Raw genomic sequence first — 17,468 nt, forward strand, 5'->3', positions numbered from 1 at the left:
GTGTCGAAGATCATTGAATAATCGGTAGGACGGGCTTCAGCCCGGCACATCGATAAAACTAAAGAAGGCCGCTCCCTCAGGGGGCGGCCTTTTTCTTTTTTGCCTAGGCTACCTGAGGTGCTAGCTTGTTTCTTATTAACAAATTGCAATTAAAAAGAGGTCATAAGATGCTTTTCTCGGCTCGTTCAGTTTGTCTTGTCGCGGCTGTTGCTTGCTTATCTACCTCGGCATCCTCGCAAGAAATCGCGGATAGGATTTATCTCGGGGGGCCAATAGTTACGATGAACGACGCGGCTCCGTCAGCCGAAGCTGTCGCAGTCAAGGATGGGCGCATTCTTGCGGTGGGGGCGATTTCTGATGTGTCGGCCCATCAAGGGAACGCAACCGAAACCTTCGACTTGGAAGGGCGCGCGATGCTTCCGGGTTTCGTCGACAGCCATGGGCATGTCGTCATGGGAGGCTTGCAGGCTTTGTCTGCGAACCTTCTCGCGCCGCCGGATGGAGAGGTGGTTGATATTGCCAGTTTGCAAACCACGCTTTCAAGTTGGGCCGACGAGAATGCGCAGGCTGTCGAACAGGTCAAAATGATCATTGGCTTCGGCTACGACAATGCCCAGCTAAAGGAACTTCGTCACCCAACACGGCAAGAGCTGGACCAGGTTTCTGAGGAATTTCCTGTCATAATCGTTCATCAATCCGGGCACTTGGGTGTCGCAAATTCAAAAGCCTTGGAACTGGCTGGCATCACTGCCGCTTCCGAGGCTCCTCCGGGCGGCGTAATTCAACGTGACGAGACTGGTGAGCCGAACGGCGTGCTGGAAGAGTACGCATTCTTTTCCGTCCTTGTTCCCATGTTGGGAAATCTGGGTGAAGATGGACTTGCAGAATTTGCCAAGGCGGGCACACAGCTTTGGGCCAAATTTGGGTATACAACCGGACAAGAAGGGCGCTCGTCTGGCGAAATTGTCGAGGTTCTCAGGAAGGTTGCCGCCGAAGACGGGCTTCCCATTGACGTAGTCGCGTTTCCGGATGTTCTTGAGGCGCGGGATTTCATCGGCGCAAACACATCAAGGAACTATGATGATCGTGTCCGGGTCGGGGGCTGCAAGCTTACCATTGACGGCTCGCCTCAGGGGTTCACGGCATTGAGGGATCGACCCTATTATGATCCGGTAGGGAACTATGTTCCCGGGTATGCGGGATACGCCGCCATCACGATGGAGCAACTCCAAGACGCAGTGAACTGGTGTTTCGAGAACGGTTTCCAAATTCTCGTTCATTCCAACGGTGAAGGCGCATCTGACATGCTTATTGCGGCTTTGGAAGAAGCGCAGATCAAGTATGGTGACCCCGGTAACCGCCCAGTTCTTATTCACGGGCAGTTTCTAAGAGAAGATCAGGTCGCAAGCTTTAAGCGGTTGGGTGTTTTCCCATCCCTTTTCCCGATGCATACATTCTATTGGGGCGACTGGCATCGGGATCACACGGTTGGGCCGGTGAATGCGGACAACATCTCGCCGACCGGGTGGCTGCGCGAGCGTGACATGATTTTCGGCACGCATCATGATGCGCCGGTGGCCTTTCCAGACAGCATGCGTGTTCTTGCAGCTACGGTTACGCGCCGTACGCGCTCCGGTGATATCTTGGGACCGCATCAGAGGGTAGATGTCATGACCGCCTTGAAAGCTATGACGATCTGGCCCGCCTGGCAGCATTTCGAGGAAAACGAAAAAGGCTCGATCGAAGAAGGGAAAGTGGCAGATTTTGTAATCCTGTCAGACGATCCCACGGCGGTTGATCCAGAGACATTGGCAGAACTCAAAGTGCTGTTGACGGTAAAGGGCGACGAGGTCGTCTATGAAGCCGTAGAGGAAGTCAAAGAGGGTAAGTTGCAGTTTTCGCCATTTTCGAATGACCCTGTAATTGCCCACCTTTTTCTGCACGCGGTTTATCAAGGCATGAAGGTTGAAGATCCATGGTTAAGCAACGGCACGTCTGACGATCAATAGCGCGGTTGTCTTTATGGCGTTTGCCTCTTGCCAAACCGCACCAACCCCACTAATACGCGCGAGTTCGCTCATTGCGAACAGAGGCGGGGTGATTCCCGCCTTTTGGGTTCGAAGAGGGTTGGCGATGCGCGTCTGTCCTCCTCTCAACCTCAACGCCTAAAAAAGGCTGTTAATATGCAAAGCCAAAACATCCGTATTCGGCTGAAGGCATTTGACTATCGCGTTCTGGATGCCAGCACGCAAGAGATCGTCAACACTGCCAAGCGGACCGGCGCGAACGTGCGCGGCCCGATCCCGCTGCCGAACAAGATTGAGAAGTTCACGGTTCTCCGTGGCCCTCACGTTGACAAGAAATCCCGCGACCAGTTCGAGATCCGGACGCACAAGCGCCTGCTCGACATCGTTGATCCGACCCCCCAGACCGTTGACGCGCTGATGAAGCTCGACCTCGCTGCTGGTGTGGACGTCGAGATCAAGCTGCAGTCGTAAGATCGGAGGGTATAGATTATGCGCTCTGGTATTATCGCAAAAAAAGTTGGCATGACCCGCCTGTTCATGGAAGACGGCAAGCAGATCCCTGTGACCGTTCTTCACCTGGACAACCTGCAGGTCGTTGCACAGCGTACTGCTGACAAAGACGGCTACACCGCCGTTCAGCTGGGCGCCGGTGCCGCCAAGGCAAAACGCACCTCGAAAGCCATGCGCGGTCACTATGCCGCTGCAAAGGTCGAGCCCAAGCGTAAGCTGGCCGAGTTCCGCGTCTCCGAAGATGGCCTGATCGAAGTGGGTGCCGAGATTTCGGCAGAACACTTCCTGGAAGGTCAGAAGGTTGACGTTTCGGGCACTTCGATCGGTAAAGGCTTTGCCGGTGCGATGAAGCGTTGGAACTTTGGTGGTCTGCGCGCCTCGCACGGTGTTTCGATCAGCCACCGTTCGCACGGCTCAACGGGTCAGTGTCAGGACCCGGGCAAGGTTTTTAAAGGTAAGAAGATGGCCGGTCACATGGGTGCTGCCCGTGTCACCACCCAGAACCTGGAAGTCGTCAAAACCGACGCCGACCGGAACCTGGTCTTCATCAAAGGCGCCGTTCCCGGACCGAAATCGGGCTGGGTTACCGTCAAGGACGCCGTCAAGAAGAAAGCACCCGAAGGTCTGCCTTTCCCGGCAGCCGTAAAAGGTGCCGCAACTGAAGCACCTGCGGAAGAAGCTCCCGCGGAAGGTGGTGAAGCATGAAACTTGATGTAATCAAACTGGACGGCGGCAAAGCCGGCAACATCGAGCTGGATGCGGACCTGTTCGGCCTGGAGCCGCGCGCGGACATCCTGCACCGTGTGGTCCGTTGGCAGCGTAACAACGCGCAGGCCGGCACCCACAAGGTCAAGACCCGCTCGGAAACCAGCTACTCGACCAAGAAGATCTATCGCCAGAAGGGCACCGGTGGCGCACGCCATGGTGACCGTAACGCGCCGATCTTCCGCAAGGGTGGTATCTACAAGGGCCCGACCCCTCGTTCGCACGGCCACGACCTGCCGAAAAAGTTCCGCAAGCTTGGCCTGCGCCACGCTCTGTCGGCCAAAGCCAAAGCAGGTGAGCTGGTTGTGATCGAGAACGCCGAAGCCGAAGGCAAGACCGCCGCTCTGGCCAAACAGGTTGCAAACCTGGGCTGGAAACGTGCTCTGGTCATCGACGGCGCGACCGTGAACGAAGGGTTCCTGAAAGCGTCGAAGAACATCGAAGGTCTGGATATCCTGCCGTCGATGGGCGCAAACGTCTATGACATCCTCAAGCGTGACACCCTGGTGCTCACCAAAGCGGCTGTCGAAGCACTGGAGGCTCGTCTGAAATGAGCGCGAAGGCAGAACACTACGACGTGATCCGCAAGCCGATCATCACCGAGAAGTCGACCATGGCGTCCGAGAACGGCGCGGTTGTCTTTGAAGTGGCGATCGACAGCAACAAGCCGCAGATCAAAGAGGCCGTTGAGGCGCTGTTTGGTGTGAAGGTCAAAGCGGTGAACACCACCGTGACCAAAGGCAAGGTCAAGCGGTTCCGTGGCCAGCTGGGCCGTCGGAAAGACGTCAAAAAAGCATATGTGACCCTGGAAGAGGGGAACACCATCGACGTGTCCACCGGTCTCTGATCGAACCCGTCTTTGGAGAGAGATAAAGGCCCCCGCGAAAGCGGGGGTTTTTTTGTTTTTTTGTTAGAAATGTGTCGCATGGCGCTAGATTTGCCATTGTGAGATTCACGCATTGATTGAAAACTCTTTTTGAGACGATTTGGAGGAACAAGATTGCGAAAGACTGGGCATTATCGCCGTGCTGCGCACGTTCGCGGTGAACAACTAACACTGGAACAATCATTTGATTTGTGTAGCGACGGTTATCCAAACGTCGGCCATCCAATCTTTCAATATGCGGATGGTTTGGACTGTGTGGTTGCATCCCATGCACGTCGCCATGGACGTCAAGAAATACATCTAGCGGTCTTTGAGGCGGGCGCGGGCGCGGCAGTGGTGGAAACGCTGGCGCAAGTCCGTGTTGACGAAGAACCGGCCCCGGCGCAGAAGGAGTTTATTCGATCGCAGGTGTTCTTGATTTGTTCCGGTGAGGATATTATATTTTCTACACATAATGCTCCGCTGCGTGATAGCCGGGTCAACTTGCTGATCAACAACCTGATCAGAACTTTCTCCGGAGTTGATGAGACTCCGGTTTATCTCTTGGAGGCTGCGCTCGATGAGGCCCAATACAGAGAAATTATGGATCAAGGTATTGGGGAGATCGACTTGGGGATGAGTGGGTTCAAGCAGACTTTAGAGCACGCGATCAACGGTGGCGCCATTGAGCAAACTGGGATCATGGGGGTTGTTGCCTCTCTTTGGCAGAGAGATTTGACTGCTGCCGACAGGGAAGCGGCAACTAAAATCGCAGGTAGGTTCGTTCTTCGGTCTGGAAAAGACTGGAAGGATGCCCACGTGAAGCGCGTCATGACCGACATGGCGATGGAACTGCTTGATGGTGGGAGTGACGACGGGTTCGCAATCGTTACCAAGAATGGCCTGCGTATTACACAAGATTCGGTTCGATTAAAGGACGATTTCAGCGTGGATGGGAACCGGCAGGTCGTGAGTCGGCACCAGATGTTTGCTGGTTTGCACAGTGCAATAGATCGGTTTGAAGAACTGGGCGTAATAGGCGACGAGATTTTGATTGAGCCAAATGAACATTGATCCCCGAAAGCTACCTTTTCTTATAGCGGTGATTAGTTTGCCTTCTGTCGCAGTGTATCTCGGTGCGGGTGAGGCGCTGCGCGTTTCTGAAAAGCCCTCAGAATACATCGGATTGATATTTTCGATTTTAGCGGCCTCGTTGTTTGCAACGGTTTCAATTCTTGGCGATCCCGGAAACCTAATTAGAGGGGGTTGGCGAACGGCGTGGGAAGGGGCGAAGGGTGTCCAATTTAGGCTTATGCGGCTGACCTATCTTTTTGTTTTGTACATGGCTGTACTATTTCTGTTGGTGGTGACGGAAGTTATCGAGGCCAAGTGTCTAACTGGGCTGTACTGGGTACATGGGGTATTTGCGTGGCTCTCGATCGCGGCGTTTATTATGTCAATGTGGTTGCCGTTTGAGATCAAGAATATTCAGGTATCACGCCTCGAACAGGAGATTTCTTACCGAAAGGCGGCGCGTGCAAAGAGAGACGAACAGCGGAGAAGGGAAGAGGCGCGACAAGATCGGACAAGTGATTAAGCTAGACCGCGATTGCTAAACCACTTTCCCCTATAGACACCCACCCGCAACCCTGTTACACGCTCCCAATCTTGCGGCCTCGGATTCGTTCCGGGGCCTCTGATATTTGTAACCGGGGACCTTCGGGGCCCTTCACCTCGGGCACCTACGGGGGCCTATCACATAGCGGGGAAACCCCTCGCACTTGCTAAACGGAAGACAGAAAGCATGGCACTCAAGTCGTACAAGCCGACGACGCCGGGCCAGCGCGGGCTGGTGCTGATCGACCGTTCGGAGCTTTGGAAAGGACGTCCGGTCAAGTCTCTCACTGAGGGTTTGACCAAATCGGGCGGCCGGAACAACACCGGACGGATCACTTCACGCCGCCGCGGCGGTGGCGCAAAGCGTCTCTACCGGATCGTTGACTTCAAACGGAACAAAGTTGATGTCGCGGCAACCGTCGAGCGGATCGAATATGACCCGAACCGGACCGCATTCATCGCACTGGTAAAATACGAAGACGGCGAGCAGGCATATATCCTGGCTCCGCAGCGTCTGGCTGTTGGTGACAAAGTCATCTCGTCGGCAAAAGCCGACATCAAGCCGGGCAACGCAATGCCATTCTCGGGCATGCCGATCGGTACCATCGTCCACAACATCGAGATGAAGCCTGGTAAAGGCGGTCAGATCGCACGTGCGGCCGGTACTTACGCGCAATTCGTTGGCCGCGATGGTGGCTACGCTCAGATCCGTCTGAGCTCGGGCGAACTGCGTCTTGTCCGTCAGGAATGCATGGCCACCGTTGGTGCCGTGTCCAACCCCGACAACAGCAACCAAAACCTCGGTAAAGCCGGTCGTATGCGCCACAAGGGCGTTCGTCCGTCGGTTCGTGGTGTTGCAATGAACCCGATCGATCACCCGCACGGTGGTGGTGAAGGTCGTACCTCGGGTGGCCGTACGCCGGTTACACCGTGGGGTAAGGACACCAAGGGTAAGCGTACCCGCAACAAGAACAAAGCGTCCCAGAAGCTGATCATCCGCTCGCGGCACGCCAAGAAGAAGGGACGTTAATCTATGTCTCGCTCTGTTTGGAAGGGTCCTTTCGTCGATGCTTACGTGCTCAAAAAAGCCGAAGCAGCGCGCGAGTCGGGCCGCAACGAAGTCATCAAAATCTGGTCGCGTCGTTCCACCATTCTGCCCCAGTTCGTGGGTCTGACCTTTGGTGTGTACAACGGCCAGAAGCACATTCCCGTCAACGTCTCGGAAGACATGATCGGTCAGAAGTTCGGTGAATACTCGCCGACCCGGACCTATTATGGCCACGCCGCAGACAAAAAAGCGAAGCGGAAGTAAGTCATGGGCAAGGAAAAGAACCCCCGCCGCGTGGCTGAAAACGAAGCAATGGCGAAAACCCGTATGCTTCGCACCAGCCCGCAGAAACTGAACCTGGTTGCGCAAATGATCCGCGGCAAGAAAGTTGAGAAGGCTCTGACCGACCTGACTTTCAGCAACAAGCGTGTCGCGCAGGACGTAAAGAAGTGCCTGCAGTCCGCAATCGCGAATGCCGAAAACAACCACAACCTGGACGTTGACGAGCTGATCGTCGCCGAAGCATGGGTTGGCAAAAACCTGGTCATGAAGCGCGGTCGTCCGCGTGCCCGTGGCCGTTTCGGCAAGATCATGAAGCCGTTCTCGGAGATCACCATCAAGGTGCGTCAAGTTGAGGAGCAAGCCTAATGGGTCATAAAGTAAATCCGATCGGCATGCGCCTGCAGGTTAACCGCACCTGGGACAGCCGCTGGTACGCCGACACCAAGGACTACGGTGATCTTCTGCTGGAAGACCTCAAGATCCGTGAGTTCATCAACAAAGAGTGCAAGCAGGCCGGTGTTGCCCGTGTGATCATCGAACGTCCGCACAAGAAGTGCCGCGTCACGATCCACACAGCACGTCCCGGTGTCATCATCGGCAAGAAAGGTGCAGACATCGAAGTTCTGCGCAAAAAGCTTGCGCGGATGACCGACAGCGAACTGCACCTGAACATCGTCGAAGTGCGCAAGCCCGAGCTTGACGCGCAGCTGGTTGCCGAGTCTATCGCTCAGCAGCTGGAACGTCGTGTTTCGTTCCGTCGCGCCATGAAGCGCTCGGTTCAGAATGCCATGCGTATGGGCGCCCTGGGTATCCGGGTGAACGTCGCTGGTCGTCTGGGCGGCGCCGAAATCGCACGGACCGAGTGGTATCGCGAAGGCCGCGTGCCTCTGCACACCCTGCGTGCCGACATCGATTACGCACATGCCGAAGCGATGACTCCTTACGGGATCATCGGGATCAAGGTCTGGATCTTCAAAGGTGAGATCATGGAGCACGATCCGCAGGCACGTGACCGTAAAGCACAGGAACTCCAGGACGGCCCTGCACCTCGTGGTGCTGGTGGCGGTCGTCGCTAAGGAGGGAAAGATATGCTTCAACCAAAGCGTACTAAATTCCGCAAGATGCACAAAGGCCGGATCAAGGGTCTCGCCAAAGGCGGCTCTGATCTGAACTTTGGCACCTACGGCCTGAAAGCTCTTGAGCCTGAGCGTGTAACTGCACGCCAGATCGAAGCTGCACGTCGTGCCATGACGCGTCACATGAAGCGTCAGGGTCGTGTCTGGATCCGCATCTTCCCCGACACTCCGGTCACTGCAAAGCCGATCGAAGTTCGTATGGGTAAAGGTAAAGGTTCGGTCGACCGCTGGGCCTGCAAGGTCAAGCCAGGCCGCGTCATGTTCGAAATCGACGGCGTCAATGATGACATCGCCCGCGAGGCCCTGCGCCTGGCCGCGATGAAGCTGCCGATCAAGACTCGCGTCGTGGTTCGCGAAGACTGGTAAACAGTCTGGGGAGACCCCAAAGAACATGGCCCCTGCCGAACACTCGGCGGGGGCCTTTTTCGTTTTGGCGGTCTGCGATGGGCGGCCAGTGGGTTATTTCCGAAATTCAATACCGGCATTGCAAAAATCATGCAGCTCAGGGGTGGAAAGTCCCCTGATCTGGTGAAAAGAAGCCCCCACACTTATTCCCGATCAAAGCTTGGGCAGTTCAATCCCTCAACGTGGTTTGAGCGCGTATGATATCCTGGCTTTGCCACCCCGTTGAAAGACCGAGAGCACGAATGGGCCTTACTTGCAGGGACGTCATGGTCCCCCCAGAAATTCAGAAGACAATCCATCCCGATGATACCGTCGCAAAGGCGTTCGAGATCATTCGCGACAGCCGGGCCCGGTTCCTGCCTGTGGTTTCCGATGACGGAAGCTTTCAGGGCGTGTTTACTGCTCCAACGCTCATCAAGATGATCCTGCCTCAAGCCGCACGGATTGGCGTCAGCTCTGAAACGGCGCGTGTGCCGATCGCAAATCTCAGCTTCATGGACCTGACCAAAGAAGACTTCGGTGAGCAGATTAAGCGCCTGAACGAAGAACGGGTCGGGGATCACATGTCAGAACCGGCAAATATTCCGGTGACTGCGCCCGATACTCCGGTCATGGAAGGCATTTTCCTGATCCACAAATTCAAGCGCCACGTCTTCCTTGTTGAGCCTGACACCAATCGTTTTGTGGGCACAGTCAGCCCCAATTCGCTGATTGAACACGCGCTAAGTTAACCCCTAAATACCGGATCAGACCCTTGACCAACCATTCCGTTTCGCACGGAGAACACGCGTTCTCTGTCCCTCAACTGCTGGGAATTGATCCCCTTTGGATCGCCACCGGCATTTTGATCGCAGTTTATGCTGTCCTGATTACCGAAAAAGTTAACCGCGCAATTCTGGCCATGCTGGGGGCGTCATTGATGGTGCTTTTTGGCATCCTCAATCAGGAACAGGCCGTGGCAGGGGTGGACGCCAACACCCTGGCCCTGTTGATCGGCATGATGGTAATTGTGGGTATCACCAGTAAATGCGGCTTGTTTCAGTACGTCGCTATCAAGGCAGCAAAGGTGGTCAAGGCCAACCCGACGGGTATCCTGATCATGCTGACCCTGATTACCGCCGTGTTCTCGGCCCTGCTGGACAACGTGACGACCGTTCTGCTGATCGCCCCGATAACCTTGCTGATCACGGACGCGCTGGATACGCCGGTGTTTCCGTTTTTCTTCGCCGAAATTCTGGCGTCGAATGTTGGAGGGACGGCGACCCTGATCGGTGACCCGCCCAACATTATCATCGGCTCTGCCGCAGGACTCAGTTTCAATGAATTCGTGGTGAACCTGGCGCCGATTTCAGCCATCTGTCTGGTTGTGCTGACTGGGATCATTTATCTGATGAACCGGCGTACTCTGGCCGCCATACCCAAGTCGGCCAGCGAAAAGATCATGCGGTTTAACGAGGACGAGGCGATCACGGATGTTCGTCTGATGATCAAATCCCTGTCCGTTCTGGCGCTGGTTCTTCTGGGCTTTACGCTGGGCCATGGTTACGGCATCCAACCTGGGACTTCCGCGCTGGCTGGGGCTGGGTTGTTGATGTTGCTGGCCTACGGTCACCAAAGCGGTGAAGAACAATCCGAGTCCGTGCACCATATTTTTGGTGAGGTCGAATGGATCACGATTTTCTTCTTTGGCGGCTTGTTCGTGATTGTCGCTGGTGTTGAGCATGTGGGGCTGCTGGAGTTCTTTGGCCAGAAGGTGCTGGAACTGACCGAAGGTGACATGATGTGGACAGCGTTCTTCATCTTCTGGGCGTCGGGCATTCTGTCGGCCATTCTGGACAACATCCCCTTTGTCGCCACAATGATCCCGCTGATCGAATCCACCGCCGACACTTTCGGCGGCCCTGATGCGATTGAGCCCTTGTGGTGGTCGCTGGCTCTGGGTGCCTGTTTGGGTGGCAACGGGACGCTGTTGGGCGCCAGCGCGAACCTGACCGTTGCGGCCTTTGCCGAGAAGGCTAAACAGCCCATCGGTTTCGTAAAGTTTGCGATCATGGCGTTTCCAATCATGATCCTGACCCTGATGATCGCCAACGTCTATATCTGGCTTCGCTACTTTTATTAAGGCACGCGACCAGCCGCTTTTCTGGGGCGGCTGGTCTCGCTCTTGCGTCCCGGCTGAGCTATAGCCGGGGCATGGCACAGATTGAATCACTCTTCGTTACCCGTCTCTATCGCGCAGCCTTGTCCGAGTTCGATCCCAAGATCGACGCGGAAGAGTTGGAAAGCTCGTGCATTGTCATCGCCGAGGATGATGAGGCCGGGCAGGAATGGTGCGAGGAAAACGGCTATCCCGGCTATACAAGTTACGCCTCGCTGACCGACCTGCCGTGGCGGTTCCCGATCTTCGCCGATCTGGTGACCGCGTTGGATCAGCACGTGGGAGCCTTTGCCAAGGATCTGGAATTTGATCTGGGCGAGGGTGAGCTCAAGTTGGAAGACCTGTGGATCAACATCCTGCCTGAGGGCGGTATGCATTCCAGCCACCTGCACCCGCACAGCGTGATCTCGGGCACGACCTATGTGGCGATGCCCGAAGGGGCGAGCGCGCTAAAACTGGAAGACCCGCGTTCAGGCCGCATGATGGCCGCACCAACGCGGGTCAAAGGCGGAAGGCGAGATTTACAGCCGTTCATCTATATGAAGCCGCAGGTGGGGGACGTGCTGCTGTGGGAAAGCTGGCTGCGCCACGAAGTGCCGATGAACATGGCCGAGGAAGAACGGATCAGTGTCAGCTTTAACTATAAGTGGGAGTGACTCCTGCATCGGCGAGGCCGTGAGTGCTGGTTCGCCGTTTTTCTGGGGTGGGTTTCTTCTTCTTTACTTGATCACTTTGCGCCGCTCTGGGTGGAAGTTCAAAGAAAGCTTTTTGGCAGCCTTGTGGCGGTCGCATCTGCATCTTTTGCCAAGATTTGAAGTTGGTTTATGGGTTATGGTATTGGCTGTGACACTCTACGTCTCGTGGGCGGCCTTTAAGACGTGCGCGGGCTGATCAATTTAGATCGTGATAACTTAACGCAGTTCGGCCAAACTTCCTCTTGCCACCCACCCCCCAAACCCTTATACGGCGGCATCCTGCGGTCTCCCGGCGTTGTCGGGCGATTCGTATGTCTATCATTCATCCACCAGGTCCAAGGTGACCCTGTCAGGGGGCCTTCTGGTGTTTTGAGCAAAGGAAAAAGGCGATGAACGCCCAAGAACTGCGTGACAAGACCCCGGACCAGCTCCGCGAGGAACTGGCCAACCTGAAGAAAGAAAGCTTTAACCTGCGCTTTCAACAGGCAACCGGTCAGCTGGAAAACACAGCCGGCATCAAAGCGGCCCGCCGCAATGCTGCCCGCGTCAAAACCATTCTGAACGAAAAGGCCGCTGCAGCGGCATCCGAGGAGTAATCAGATGCCCAAGCGTATCCTGTCCGGCACCGTAACCAGCGACGCCAACGAACAGACCGTAACCGTATCCGTCGAGCGCCGCTTTACGCATCCGGTTCTGAAGAAAACCATCCGTAAGTCCAAAAAATACCGGGCTCACGATGAAAAGAACGCCTTCAAGGTCGGCGACACAGTCCGCATCATCGAATGCGCGCCGAAATCGAAGACGAAACGTTGGGAAGTTCTGGAAGCGTAAGCCTCCGGGATTTTTCCATTTGTCGAAACCCTGGGGGATCTAACGAGACCAGCCCCCACAGGTCGGGAGAAACCACATGATCCAGATGCAGACCAATCTGGATGTCGCTGACAACTCCGGCGCACGCCGAGTTCAGTGCATCAAGGTCCTGGGTGGTTCCAAGCGTAAATACGCCTCCGTTGGCGACATCATTGTCGTCTCGGTGAAGGAAGCCATCCCGCGCGGCCGCGTAAAGAAAGGTGACGTCCGTAAGGCCGTCGTCGTGCGCACCGCCAAGGAAGTCCGTCGCGAAGACGGCACCGCGATCCGTTTCGATCGCAACGCCGCCGTCATCCTGAACAACAACAACGAGCCCGTAGGTACACGTATCTTTGGCCCCGTTGTTCGCGAACTGCGCGGCAAGAACTTCATGAAAATCATCTCGCTGGCTCCGGAGGTGCTGTAATCATGGCTGCTAAACTCCGCAAAGGCGACAAGGTCGTCGTGCTGGCCGGCAAGGACAAGGGCAAAGAGGGAACTATTTCCTCGGTTGATCCCAAGGCCGGTAAAGCTGTTGTCGAAGGCATTAACATTGCCATCCGTCACACACGTCAGTCGCAAACCTCGCAAGGTGGTCGCCTGCCTCAGGCAAACCCGATCGAGCTGTCGAACCTGGCGCTGCTGGACAAGAACGGCAAAGCAACCCGCGTTGGCTTCCGTATGGAAGGTGACAAGAAGGTTCGCTTCGCCAAGACCACAGGGGACGTGATCGATGCTTGATTCCGCAACCTACACCCCGCGTTTGAAAACTCAGTACGTTGAAACCATCCGTGCCGCTCTGAAAGAAGAGTTCGGCTACAAGAACGACATGCAGCTGCCCAAGCTGGAGAAAATCGTTCTGAACATCGGTTGTGGTGCTGAGGCGGTCAAGGACTCGAAGAAAGCGAAAGCTGCCGTCGAAGATCTGACTGCAATTGCTGGCCAACAGGCTGTTGCAACCAAGGCGAAGAAGTCGATCGCGGGTTTCCGCGTCCGTGAAGACATGCCGTTGGGCGCGAAAGTGACCCTGCGCGGCGACCGGATGTACGAATTCCTGGATCGTCTGATCACAATCGCGATGCCGCGTATTCGTGACTTCCGCGGTGTTAAGCCGTCTTTCGATGGTCAGGGCAACTTTGCCATGGGCATGAAAGAGCACATCGTGTTCCCGGAAATCGACTTCGACAAGGTCGATGAGGTCTGGGGCCTGGATATCGTAATTGCCACCACAGCGAAAACCGACGCTGAAGCAAAGGCATTGTTGAAAGCGTTCAACATGCCGTTCAACGCGTAAGCGCCGGGAGGATTGAGACATGGCTAAGAAAGCAATGATCGAACGCGAGAAGAAGCGCGAACGCCTGGTGGCCAAATATGCCGCAAAGCGTGCCGAGCTGAAAGAAATCGCGAATGACGAGAGCAAGCCGATGGAAGAGCGTTTCAAAGCGCGTCTGAAACTGGCGAAACTGCCGCGCAACAGCTCGGCTACCCGTCTGCACAACCGTTGTCAGCTGACCGGTCGTCCCCACGCTTACTACCGTAAGCTGAAGGTCAGCCGTATCGCGCTGCGCGAGCTGGGTTCTGCTGGTCAGATCCCCGGCATGGTGAAATCGAGCTGGTAAGGGAGACATAGATATGAATGATCCTATCGGCGATATGCTCACCCGTATCCGCAACGCGCAAATGCGCGGCAAGTCCACCGTTTCCACACCCGCATCCAAACTGCGCGGTTGGGTTCTGGACGTGCTGGCGGACGAAGGTTACATCCGTGGCTACGAAAACACGACCGGTGAAAACGGTCATCCGGCCATCGAAATTAGCCTGAAATACTACGAAGGCACCCCTGTCATTCGCGAACTGAAGCGGGTTTCAAAACCCGGTCGTCGCGTCTACATGGGCGTCAATGACATCCCGCAGGTCCGTCAGGGTCTGGGTGTGTCGATTGTCAGCACTCCGAAAGGTGTGATGTCGGACGCAAACGCTCGCTCCAACAATGTTGGTGGCGAAGTGCTCTGCACCGTCTTCTAAGGAGGTCTGCAATGTCTCGTATTGGTAAAAAACCGGTCGAGCTGCCCAGCGGCGTTACCGCCTCTGTGTCGGGTCAGACCATCGAAGTGAAAGGTCCGAAAGGCACCCGTAGCTTCACCGCCACCGACGACGTGACGCTGTCGGTTGAAGACAACGTGGTCAAAATCGACCCCCGTGGCATGTCCAAGCGTGCCCGTCAGCAGTGGGGCATGAGCCGCACCATGGTTGCCAACTTGGTAACCGGTGTGACCGAAGGCTTCAAAAAAGAGCTGGAGATCCAGGGTGTTGGTTACCGGGCTCAGATGCAGGGCAACACCCTGAAGCTGAACCTGGGCTACAGCCACGATGTTGATTTCACTGCTCCGGAAGGTGTGACCATCACTGCGCCGAAGCAGACCGAAATCGTTGTGGAAGGTATCGACCAGCAGCAGGTGGGCGAAGTCGCGGCCAAAATCCGCGAATGGCGCCGCCCCGAGCCGTACAAAGGCAAGGGCATCCGCTATAAGGGCGAGTTCATCTTCCGCAAGGAAGGCAAGAAGAAGTAAGGACGCAGACAATGGCAAACAGCAAAAGAACCCTGTTTCTGAAGCGCCGCCTGCGCGTTCGGAACAAACTTCGCAAAGTCAACGCGGGCCGCGTACGCCTGTCGGTTCACCGTTCGAACAAGAACATCAGCGTTCAGCTGATCGACGACGTTCGTGGCGTGACCCTGGCCGCAGCCTCGACCCTGGAAAAAGATCTGGGTGTTGTTGGCAAGAACAACGTCGAAGCGGCCACCAAAGTGGGCGCGGCCATCGCCGAGCGTGCCAAGAAGGCAGGCGTCGAAGAGGCCTATTTCGATCGTGGTGGCTTCCTGTTCCACGGCAAGGTGAAGGCAGTCGCCGACGCCGCGCGTGAAGGCGGTCTGAAGATCTGATGGTGTGCCGGGCTAAAGCCCGGCCTACCTACGACACCGCTGTAGGCCGGGCTCCAGCCCGGCTTCGGCACCTTGAAGGCGGGTATTCCCGCCTCGATGATCGGGGGGCGTTCACGCTCACTTCGATTGAAGAAAACGGCGTCACAAACGCCATATGAGAAAAGGGATGCCAAATGGCAGAACGTGAAAACCGTCGGGGCCGTGGCCGCGACCGTGAAGAAGCACCGGAATTTGCAGATCGCCTGGTCGCAATCAACCGCGTGTCGAAAACCGTAAAAGGTGGTAAGCGCTTTGGCTTCGCCGCTCTGGTGGTTGTCGGCGATCAGAAAGGCCGCGTGGGCTTTGGCAAAGGTAAAGCGAAAGAAGTACCTGAGGCCATCCGTAAGGCGACTGAACAAGCCAAGCGTCAGATGATCCGCGTGCAACTGCGCGAAGGTCGTACTCTGCACCACGACATCGAGGGCCGTCACGGCGCTGGTAAAGTGGTCATGCGCACCGCGCCTGAAGGTACTGGTATCATCGCCGGTGGTCCGATGCGTGCCGTGTTCGAAATGCTGGGCGTGAAGGACGTTGTGTCCAAGTCGCTGGGCTCGCAAAACCCGTACAACATGATCCGCGCCACCATCAACGGCCTGCAGAAAGAGCAGAGCCCGCGTTCGGTTGCAGCACGTCGTGGCAAAAAAGTTGCTGACATCCTGCCCAAGCGGGACGAAGCACCGGCTGAAGCCGAAGCGTAAGGAGTAGCGTACCATGGCAAAAACCATCGTCGTCAAGCAGATCGGCTCCCCGATCCGCCGCCCCGCCGAACAGCGCGCAACCCTGATCGGTCTGGGCCTGAACAAGATGCACCGTACCCGTGAGCTGGAGGATACGCCTTCGGTCCGCGGCATGGTCAACAAGATCCCGCATCTGGTTGAGATCATCGAAGAGCGCGGCTAAGCGCGACATCGTTGAAGGATTGAAAGGCCCCCGCCGTTTGCGGGGGCTTTTTTCATGCCTACGGTCCTTTTTGTCCGCATTGAATCCAAAGCGATCCAAACAGTCTCAATATAGCCGGTTTTCTTCGTCGTTTGAATGAATGCCTTGAACCTCGTCAACTGTCTGTTCTCGATCAACTGCACTGACTACCCACTCGGCAAGCGTTGGTGCTGTTCCGCGTGGCGGCCATTGATCAGGATGCCAAAGTCGAGAGCGGATCAACGACTTTGAGCAGTGCATAAAGACTTCCTCAACATCCACGACCATGGCAAGCAAAGGTTGCCTGTTGTTCACGGACAAGCGTTCGCTAATTTTCTGATCTTTTACAATACGGGCTTTGCCGGCTACCCGAAGGGTGTCTCCGTGTCCGGGGACAACAAAAATGAGTCCAACATTCGGGTCGGTCAAAAGATTTGCAAACCCATCCACTCGGTGGTTTCCAAGCCGATCCGGAAGGATCAGAGTTTTTTCGTCAAATACCTCTACGAAACCAGCCGGATCCCCTTTGGGAGATACGTCAATCAACCCGGGGGACGCTTTGGTTGCAACGACTACAAAAGGCGCAGCTGCTATGAACCTTTTCGCAACACCATTTATTTGATCAATAACTTTCAGATCGGTGTTGGAACCTTTGTACTCGGGAAGCAGTTCTCGAAGCCGACCGATATCCGTGATTTCTTCTTCGACCTGTAACATGCGGTGTTCCTCAAGTTAAATGCGTTCAAAACTAGAGCAGAGAAGAAAAACAGACAACTGAGACAGCCGCTTCGTCCCGCCGCGCAGACATTCATCGCAGAAAGCGTGGCGTGCAAACTCCTGTCTGGCCATTCCCCCAACGCATAACGGATAGACCGAAACATCCGTTGTTAGCGATACCCACCCTCCTTATCTGAGCCGTGTCCCAAACAGGAACGCAAATAGTATCCCGGGGAATTCGCCTCGGGCTTAGAAAGGAAATGAACTATGGCAAATACTGCAACATACACCCGCGAAGGTTTTGGCCTGACCGCCCGCATCGCTACACTCGTCGCTCGCATCAAAGAGGCTTATACCCTGCGTGCCGAGTACAACCGCACCTATTCAGAGCTGCAAAGCCTGTCGGATCGTGAGTTGAACGATATCGGTGTGCGTCGGTGCGATATCCGCGATATTGCTCAAAAGCATGTCTACTGCTGACAAACTGATCAGACCA

The 17,468-nt window shown here is 55.7% G+C and carries 28 protein-coding genes; 27 read left to right on the forward strand and 1 reads right to left on the reverse strand.

Features of this window, described 5'->3' with window-relative positions:
- Window positions 1-281: 281 nt before the first annotated feature.
- The 26 genes from RUESEDTHA_RS13355 to rpmD all read left to right on the forward strand — a co-directional run bounded on the left by RUESEDTHA_RS13355 (window position 282) and on the right by rpmD (window position 16,237).
- Complete coding sequence (locus tag RUESEDTHA_RS13355; protein ID WP_370456795.1) at window positions 282-2,009, forward strand: amidohydrolase; 1,728 nt, start codon at window positions 282-284, stop codon at window positions 2,007-2,009.
- Window positions 2,010-2,183: 174 nt separating this feature from the next.
- The gene (gene rpsJ / locus RUESEDTHA_RS13360; protein ID WP_008756422.1) at window positions 2,184-2,498 is read left to right on the forward strand and encodes a 30S ribosomal protein S10; all 315 of its coding nucleotides are present in this window, start codon (window positions 2,184-2,186) and stop codon (window positions 2,496-2,498) included.
- An 18-nt stretch (window positions 2,499-2,516) separates the two neighbouring features.
- Window positions 2,517-3,242 carry a 50S ribosomal protein L3 gene (gene rplC, locus RUESEDTHA_RS13365; protein WP_180887318.1) on the forward strand — a complete coding sequence of 242 codons (726 nt, stop codon included), beginning with the start codon at window positions 2,517-2,519 and terminating at the stop codon, window positions 3,240-3,242.
- A complete protein-coding gene (rplD, locus tag RUESEDTHA_RS13370; RefSeq protein WP_170694153.1) occupies window positions 3,239-3,856 on the forward strand; it encodes a 50S ribosomal protein L4 in 618 nt (205 codons plus the stop codon). The genes rplC and rplD overlap by 4 nt, the downstream gene beginning before the upstream one ends.
- Complete coding sequence (locus tag RUESEDTHA_RS13375; RefSeq protein WP_008757532.1) at window positions 3,853-4,149, forward strand: 50S ribosomal protein L23; 297 nt, start codon at window positions 3,853-3,855, stop codon at window positions 4,147-4,149. The genes rplD and RUESEDTHA_RS13375 overlap by 4 nt, the downstream gene beginning before the upstream one ends.
- Before the next feature lie 153 nt (window positions 4,150-4,302).
- Entirely contained in the window at window positions 4,303-5,241 is a 939-nt protein-coding gene (locus RUESEDTHA_RS13380) for a hypothetical protein (RefSeq protein ID WP_180887319.1), read from the forward strand.
- Window positions 5,222-5,764 (forward strand): hypothetical protein, encoded by a 543-nt coding sequence (locus tag RUESEDTHA_RS13385; RefSeq protein WP_180887320.1) that lies wholly within the window; start codon window positions 5,222-5,224, stop codon window positions 5,762-5,764. Before RUESEDTHA_RS13380 ends, RUESEDTHA_RS13385 begins: the two co-directional genes overlap by 20 nt.
- Before the next feature lie 207 nt (window positions 5,765-5,971).
- Window positions 5,972-6,814 carry a 50S ribosomal protein L2 gene (gene rplB / locus RUESEDTHA_RS13390; RefSeq protein WP_171126021.1) on the forward strand — a complete coding sequence of 281 codons (843 nt, stop codon included), beginning with the start codon at window positions 5,972-5,974 and terminating at the stop codon, window positions 6,812-6,814.
- A 3-nt stretch (window positions 6,815-6,817) separates the two neighbouring features.
- A complete protein-coding gene (gene rpsS, locus RUESEDTHA_RS13395; protein WP_005980699.1) occupies window positions 6,818-7,096 on the forward strand; it encodes a 30S ribosomal protein S19 in 279 nt (92 codons plus the stop codon).
- 3 nt (window positions 7,097-7,099) lie between these two features.
- Window positions 7,100-7,480 (forward strand): 50S ribosomal protein L22, encoded by a 381-nt coding sequence (gene rplV, locus RUESEDTHA_RS13400; protein ID WP_039538267.1) that lies wholly within the window; start codon window positions 7,100-7,102, stop codon window positions 7,478-7,480.
- Window positions 7,480-8,190 carry a 30S ribosomal protein S3 gene (gene rpsC / locus RUESEDTHA_RS13405; protein WP_008758042.1) on the forward strand — a complete coding sequence of 237 codons (711 nt, stop codon included), beginning with the start codon at window positions 7,480-7,482 and terminating at the stop codon, window positions 8,188-8,190. Before rplV ends, rpsC begins: the two co-directional genes overlap by 1 nt.
- A gap of 12 nt (window positions 8,191-8,202) precedes the next feature.
- Window positions 8,203-8,616: a 50S ribosomal protein L16 gene (gene rplP, locus RUESEDTHA_RS13410; RefSeq protein ID WP_058283513.1), complete on the forward strand. Its 414-nt coding sequence runs from the start codon at window positions 8,203-8,205 to the stop codon at window positions 8,614-8,616.
- 305 nt (window positions 8,617-8,921) lie between these two features.
- Complete coding sequence (locus tag RUESEDTHA_RS13415; protein WP_171211196.1) at window positions 8,922-9,386, forward strand: HPP family protein; 465 nt, start codon at window positions 8,922-8,924, stop codon at window positions 9,384-9,386.
- 23 nt (window positions 9,387-9,409) lie between these two features.
- Window positions 9,410-10,777, forward strand: a complete 1,368-nt coding sequence (locus RUESEDTHA_RS13420; protein WP_219635855.1) for a sodium:proton antiporter — start codon at window positions 9,410-9,412, stop codon at window positions 10,775-10,777.
- A gap of 71 nt (window positions 10,778-10,848) precedes the next feature.
- The gene (locus tag RUESEDTHA_RS13425; protein ID WP_180887321.1) at window positions 10,849-11,469 is read left to right on the forward strand and encodes a 2OG-Fe(II) oxygenase family protein; all 621 of its coding nucleotides are present in this window, start codon (window positions 10,849-10,851) and stop codon (window positions 11,467-11,469) included.
- A gap of 428 nt (window positions 11,470-11,897) precedes the next feature.
- Window positions 11,898-12,104, forward strand: coding sequence for a 50S ribosomal protein L29 (rpmC, locus tag RUESEDTHA_RS13430; RefSeq protein ID WP_010437082.1), 207 nt, complete (start codon window positions 11,898-11,900; stop codon window positions 12,102-12,104).
- A 4-nt stretch (window positions 12,105-12,108) separates the two neighbouring features.
- Entirely contained in the window at window positions 12,109-12,339 is a 231-nt protein-coding gene (gene rpsQ, locus RUESEDTHA_RS13435; protein ID WP_008757253.1) for a 30S ribosomal protein S17, read from the forward strand.
- A 76-nt stretch (window positions 12,340-12,415) separates the two neighbouring features.
- The gene (gene rplN, locus RUESEDTHA_RS13440) at window positions 12,416-12,784 is read left to right on the forward strand and encodes a 50S ribosomal protein L14 (protein ID WP_008757934.1); all 369 of its coding nucleotides are present in this window, start codon (window positions 12,416-12,418) and stop codon (window positions 12,782-12,784) included.
- A gap of 2 nt (window positions 12,785-12,786) precedes the next feature.
- The gene (gene rplX, locus RUESEDTHA_RS13445) at window positions 12,787-13,098 is read left to right on the forward strand and encodes a 50S ribosomal protein L24 (RefSeq protein ID WP_068340764.1); all 312 of its coding nucleotides are present in this window, start codon (window positions 12,787-12,789) and stop codon (window positions 13,096-13,098) included.
- Complete coding sequence (rplE, locus tag RUESEDTHA_RS13450) at window positions 13,091-13,651, forward strand: 50S ribosomal protein L5 (RefSeq protein ID WP_180887322.1); 561 nt, start codon at window positions 13,091-13,093, stop codon at window positions 13,649-13,651. The genes rplX and rplE overlap by 8 nt, the downstream gene beginning before the upstream one ends.
- Window positions 13,652-13,670: 19 nt before the next feature.
- A complete protein-coding gene (gene rpsN / locus RUESEDTHA_RS13455; protein ID WP_010437098.1) occupies window positions 13,671-13,976 on the forward strand; it encodes a 30S ribosomal protein S14 in 306 nt (101 codons plus the stop codon).
- A gap of 13 nt (window positions 13,977-13,989) precedes the next feature.
- Window positions 13,990-14,382, forward strand: a complete 393-nt coding sequence (rpsH, locus tag RUESEDTHA_RS13460; protein WP_155148687.1) for a 30S ribosomal protein S8 — start codon at window positions 13,990-13,992, stop codon at window positions 14,380-14,382.
- An 11-nt stretch (window positions 14,383-14,393) separates the two neighbouring features.
- Window positions 14,394-14,927: a 50S ribosomal protein L6 gene (gene rplF, locus RUESEDTHA_RS13465; protein WP_170373361.1), complete on the forward strand. Its 534-nt coding sequence runs from the start codon at window positions 14,394-14,396 to the stop codon at window positions 14,925-14,927.
- An 11-nt stretch (window positions 14,928-14,938) separates the two neighbouring features.
- On the forward strand, window positions 14,939-15,298 hold the full coding sequence (gene rplR / locus RUESEDTHA_RS13470; RefSeq protein ID WP_170356678.1) for a 50S ribosomal protein L18: 360 nt from the start codon (window positions 14,939-14,941) through the stop codon (window positions 15,296-15,298).
- A gap of 173 nt (window positions 15,299-15,471) precedes the next feature.
- A complete protein-coding gene (gene rpsE, locus RUESEDTHA_RS13475) occupies window positions 15,472-16,035 on the forward strand; it encodes a 30S ribosomal protein S5 (RefSeq protein WP_170356677.1) in 564 nt (187 codons plus the stop codon).
- 13 nt (window positions 16,036-16,048) lie between these two features.
- Complete coding sequence (rpmD, locus tag RUESEDTHA_RS13480) at window positions 16,049-16,237, forward strand: 50S ribosomal protein L30 (RefSeq protein WP_074736195.1); 189 nt, start codon at window positions 16,049-16,051, stop codon at window positions 16,235-16,237.
- 105 nt (window positions 16,238-16,342) lie between these two features.
- On the opposite strand, the gene RUESEDTHA_RS13485 is transcribed toward rpmD, so the two are convergent.
- The gene (locus tag RUESEDTHA_RS13485; protein ID WP_180887323.1) at window positions 16,343-16,972 is read right to left on the reverse strand and encodes an MSMEG_1061 family FMN-dependent PPOX-type flavoprotein; all 630 of its coding nucleotides are present in this window, start codon (window positions 16,970-16,972) and stop codon (window positions 16,343-16,345) included.
- A 267-nt stretch (window positions 16,973-17,239) separates the two neighbouring features.
- On the opposite strand from RUESEDTHA_RS13485, the gene RUESEDTHA_RS13490 reads away from it, so the two are divergent.
- On the forward strand, window positions 17,240-17,452 hold the full coding sequence (locus RUESEDTHA_RS13490; protein WP_180887324.1) for a DUF1127 domain-containing protein: 213 nt from the start codon (window positions 17,240-17,242) through the stop codon (window positions 17,450-17,452).
- Window positions 17,453-17,468 lie beyond the last annotated feature (16 nt).

It is taken from the genome of Ruegeria sp. THAF57, from assembly GCF_903914075.1.
Lineage (GTDB): Bacteria > Pseudomonadota > Alphaproteobacteria > Rhodobacterales > Rhodobacteraceae > Ruegeria.

Excerpts from the sequence above, each read along its gene's own strand:
- rpmD (WP_074736195.1), top strand. The coding sequence starts at position 16,049 with ATGGCAAAAACCATCGTCGTCAAGCAGATCGGCTCCCCGATCCGCCGC.
- rpsC (WP_008758042.1), top strand. The coding sequence starts at position 7,480 with ATGGGTCATAAAGTAAATCCGATCGGCATGCGCCTGCAGGTTAACCGC.
- rpsN (WP_010437098.1), top strand. The coding sequence starts at position 13,671 with ATGGCTAAGAAAGCAATGATCGAACGCGAGAAGAAGCGCGAACGCCTG.
- rplR (WP_170356678.1), top strand. The coding sequence starts at position 14,939 with ATGGCAAACAGCAAAAGAACCCTGTTTCTGAAGCGCCGCCTGCGCGTT.
- RUESEDTHA_RS13425 (WP_180887321.1), top strand. The coding sequence starts at position 10,849 with ATGGCACAGATTGAATCACTCTTCGTTACCCGTCTCTATCGCGCAGCC.
- rpsH (WP_155148687.1), top strand. The coding sequence starts at position 13,990 with ATGAATGATCCTATCGGCGATATGCTCACCCGTATCCGCAACGCGCAA.
- RUESEDTHA_RS13415 (WP_171211196.1), top strand. The coding sequence starts at position 8,922 with ATGGTCCCCCCAGAAATTCAGAAGACAATCCATCCCGATGATACCGTC.
- rpsQ (WP_008757253.1), top strand. The coding sequence starts at position 12,109 with ATGCCCAAGCGTATCCTGTCCGGCACCGTAACCAGCGACGCCAACGAA.
- rplB (WP_171126021.1), top strand. The coding sequence starts at position 5,972 with ATGGCACTCAAGTCGTACAAGCCGACGACGCCGGGCCAGCGCGGGCTG.
- rpsE (WP_170356677.1), top strand. The coding sequence starts at position 15,472 with ATGGCAGAACGTGAAAACCGTCGGGGCCGTGGCCGCGACCGTGAAGAA.
- rplX (WP_068340764.1), top strand. The coding sequence starts at position 12,787 with ATGGCTGCTAAACTCCGCAAAGGCGACAAGGTCGTCGTGCTGGCCGGC.
- rplE (WP_180887322.1), top strand. The coding sequence starts at position 13,091 with ATGCTTGATTCCGCAACCTACACCCCGCGTTTGAAAACTCAGTACGTT.
- rplD (WP_170694153.1), top strand. The coding sequence starts at position 3,239 with ATGAAACTTGATGTAATCAAACTGGACGGCGGCAAAGCCGGCAACATC.
- RUESEDTHA_RS13355 (WP_370456795.1), top strand. The coding sequence starts at position 282 with ATGAACGACGCGGCTCCGTCAGCCGAAGCTGTCGCAGTCAAGGATGGG.
- rplN (WP_008757934.1), top strand. The coding sequence starts at position 12,416 with ATGATCCAGATGCAGACCAATCTGGATGTCGCTGACAACTCCGGCGCA.
- rplV (WP_039538267.1), top strand. The coding sequence starts at position 7,100 with ATGGGCAAGGAAAAGAACCCCCGCCGCGTGGCTGAAAACGAAGCAATG.
- RUESEDTHA_RS13485 (WP_180887323.1), bottom strand. The coding sequence starts at position 16,972 with ATGTTACAGGTCGAAGAAGAAATCACGGATATCGGTCGGCTTCGAGAA.
- RUESEDTHA_RS13490 (WP_180887324.1), top strand. The coding sequence starts at position 17,240 with ATGGCAAATACTGCAACATACACCCGCGAAGGTTTTGGCCTGACCGCC.
- RUESEDTHA_RS13375 (WP_008757532.1), top strand. The coding sequence starts at position 3,853 with ATGAGCGCGAAGGCAGAACACTACGACGTGATCCGCAAGCCGATCATC.
- rplP (WP_058283513.1), top strand. The coding sequence starts at position 8,203 with ATGCTTCAACCAAAGCGTACTAAATTCCGCAAGATGCACAAAGGCCGG.
- rpsJ (WP_008756422.1), top strand. The coding sequence starts at position 2,184 with ATGCAAAGCCAAAACATCCGTATTCGGCTGAAGGCATTTGACTATCGC.
- rpmC (WP_010437082.1), top strand. The coding sequence starts at position 11,898 with ATGAACGCCCAAGAACTGCGTGACAAGACCCCGGACCAGCTCCGCGAG.
- rplC (WP_180887318.1), top strand. The coding sequence starts at position 2,517 with ATGCGCTCTGGTATTATCGCAAAAAAAGTTGGCATGACCCGCCTGTTC.
- rplF (WP_170373361.1), top strand. The coding sequence starts at position 14,394 with ATGTCTCGTATTGGTAAAAAACCGGTCGAGCTGCCCAGCGGCGTTACC.
- rpsS (WP_005980699.1), top strand. The coding sequence starts at position 6,818 with ATGTCTCGCTCTGTTTGGAAGGGTCCTTTCGTCGATGCTTACGTGCTC.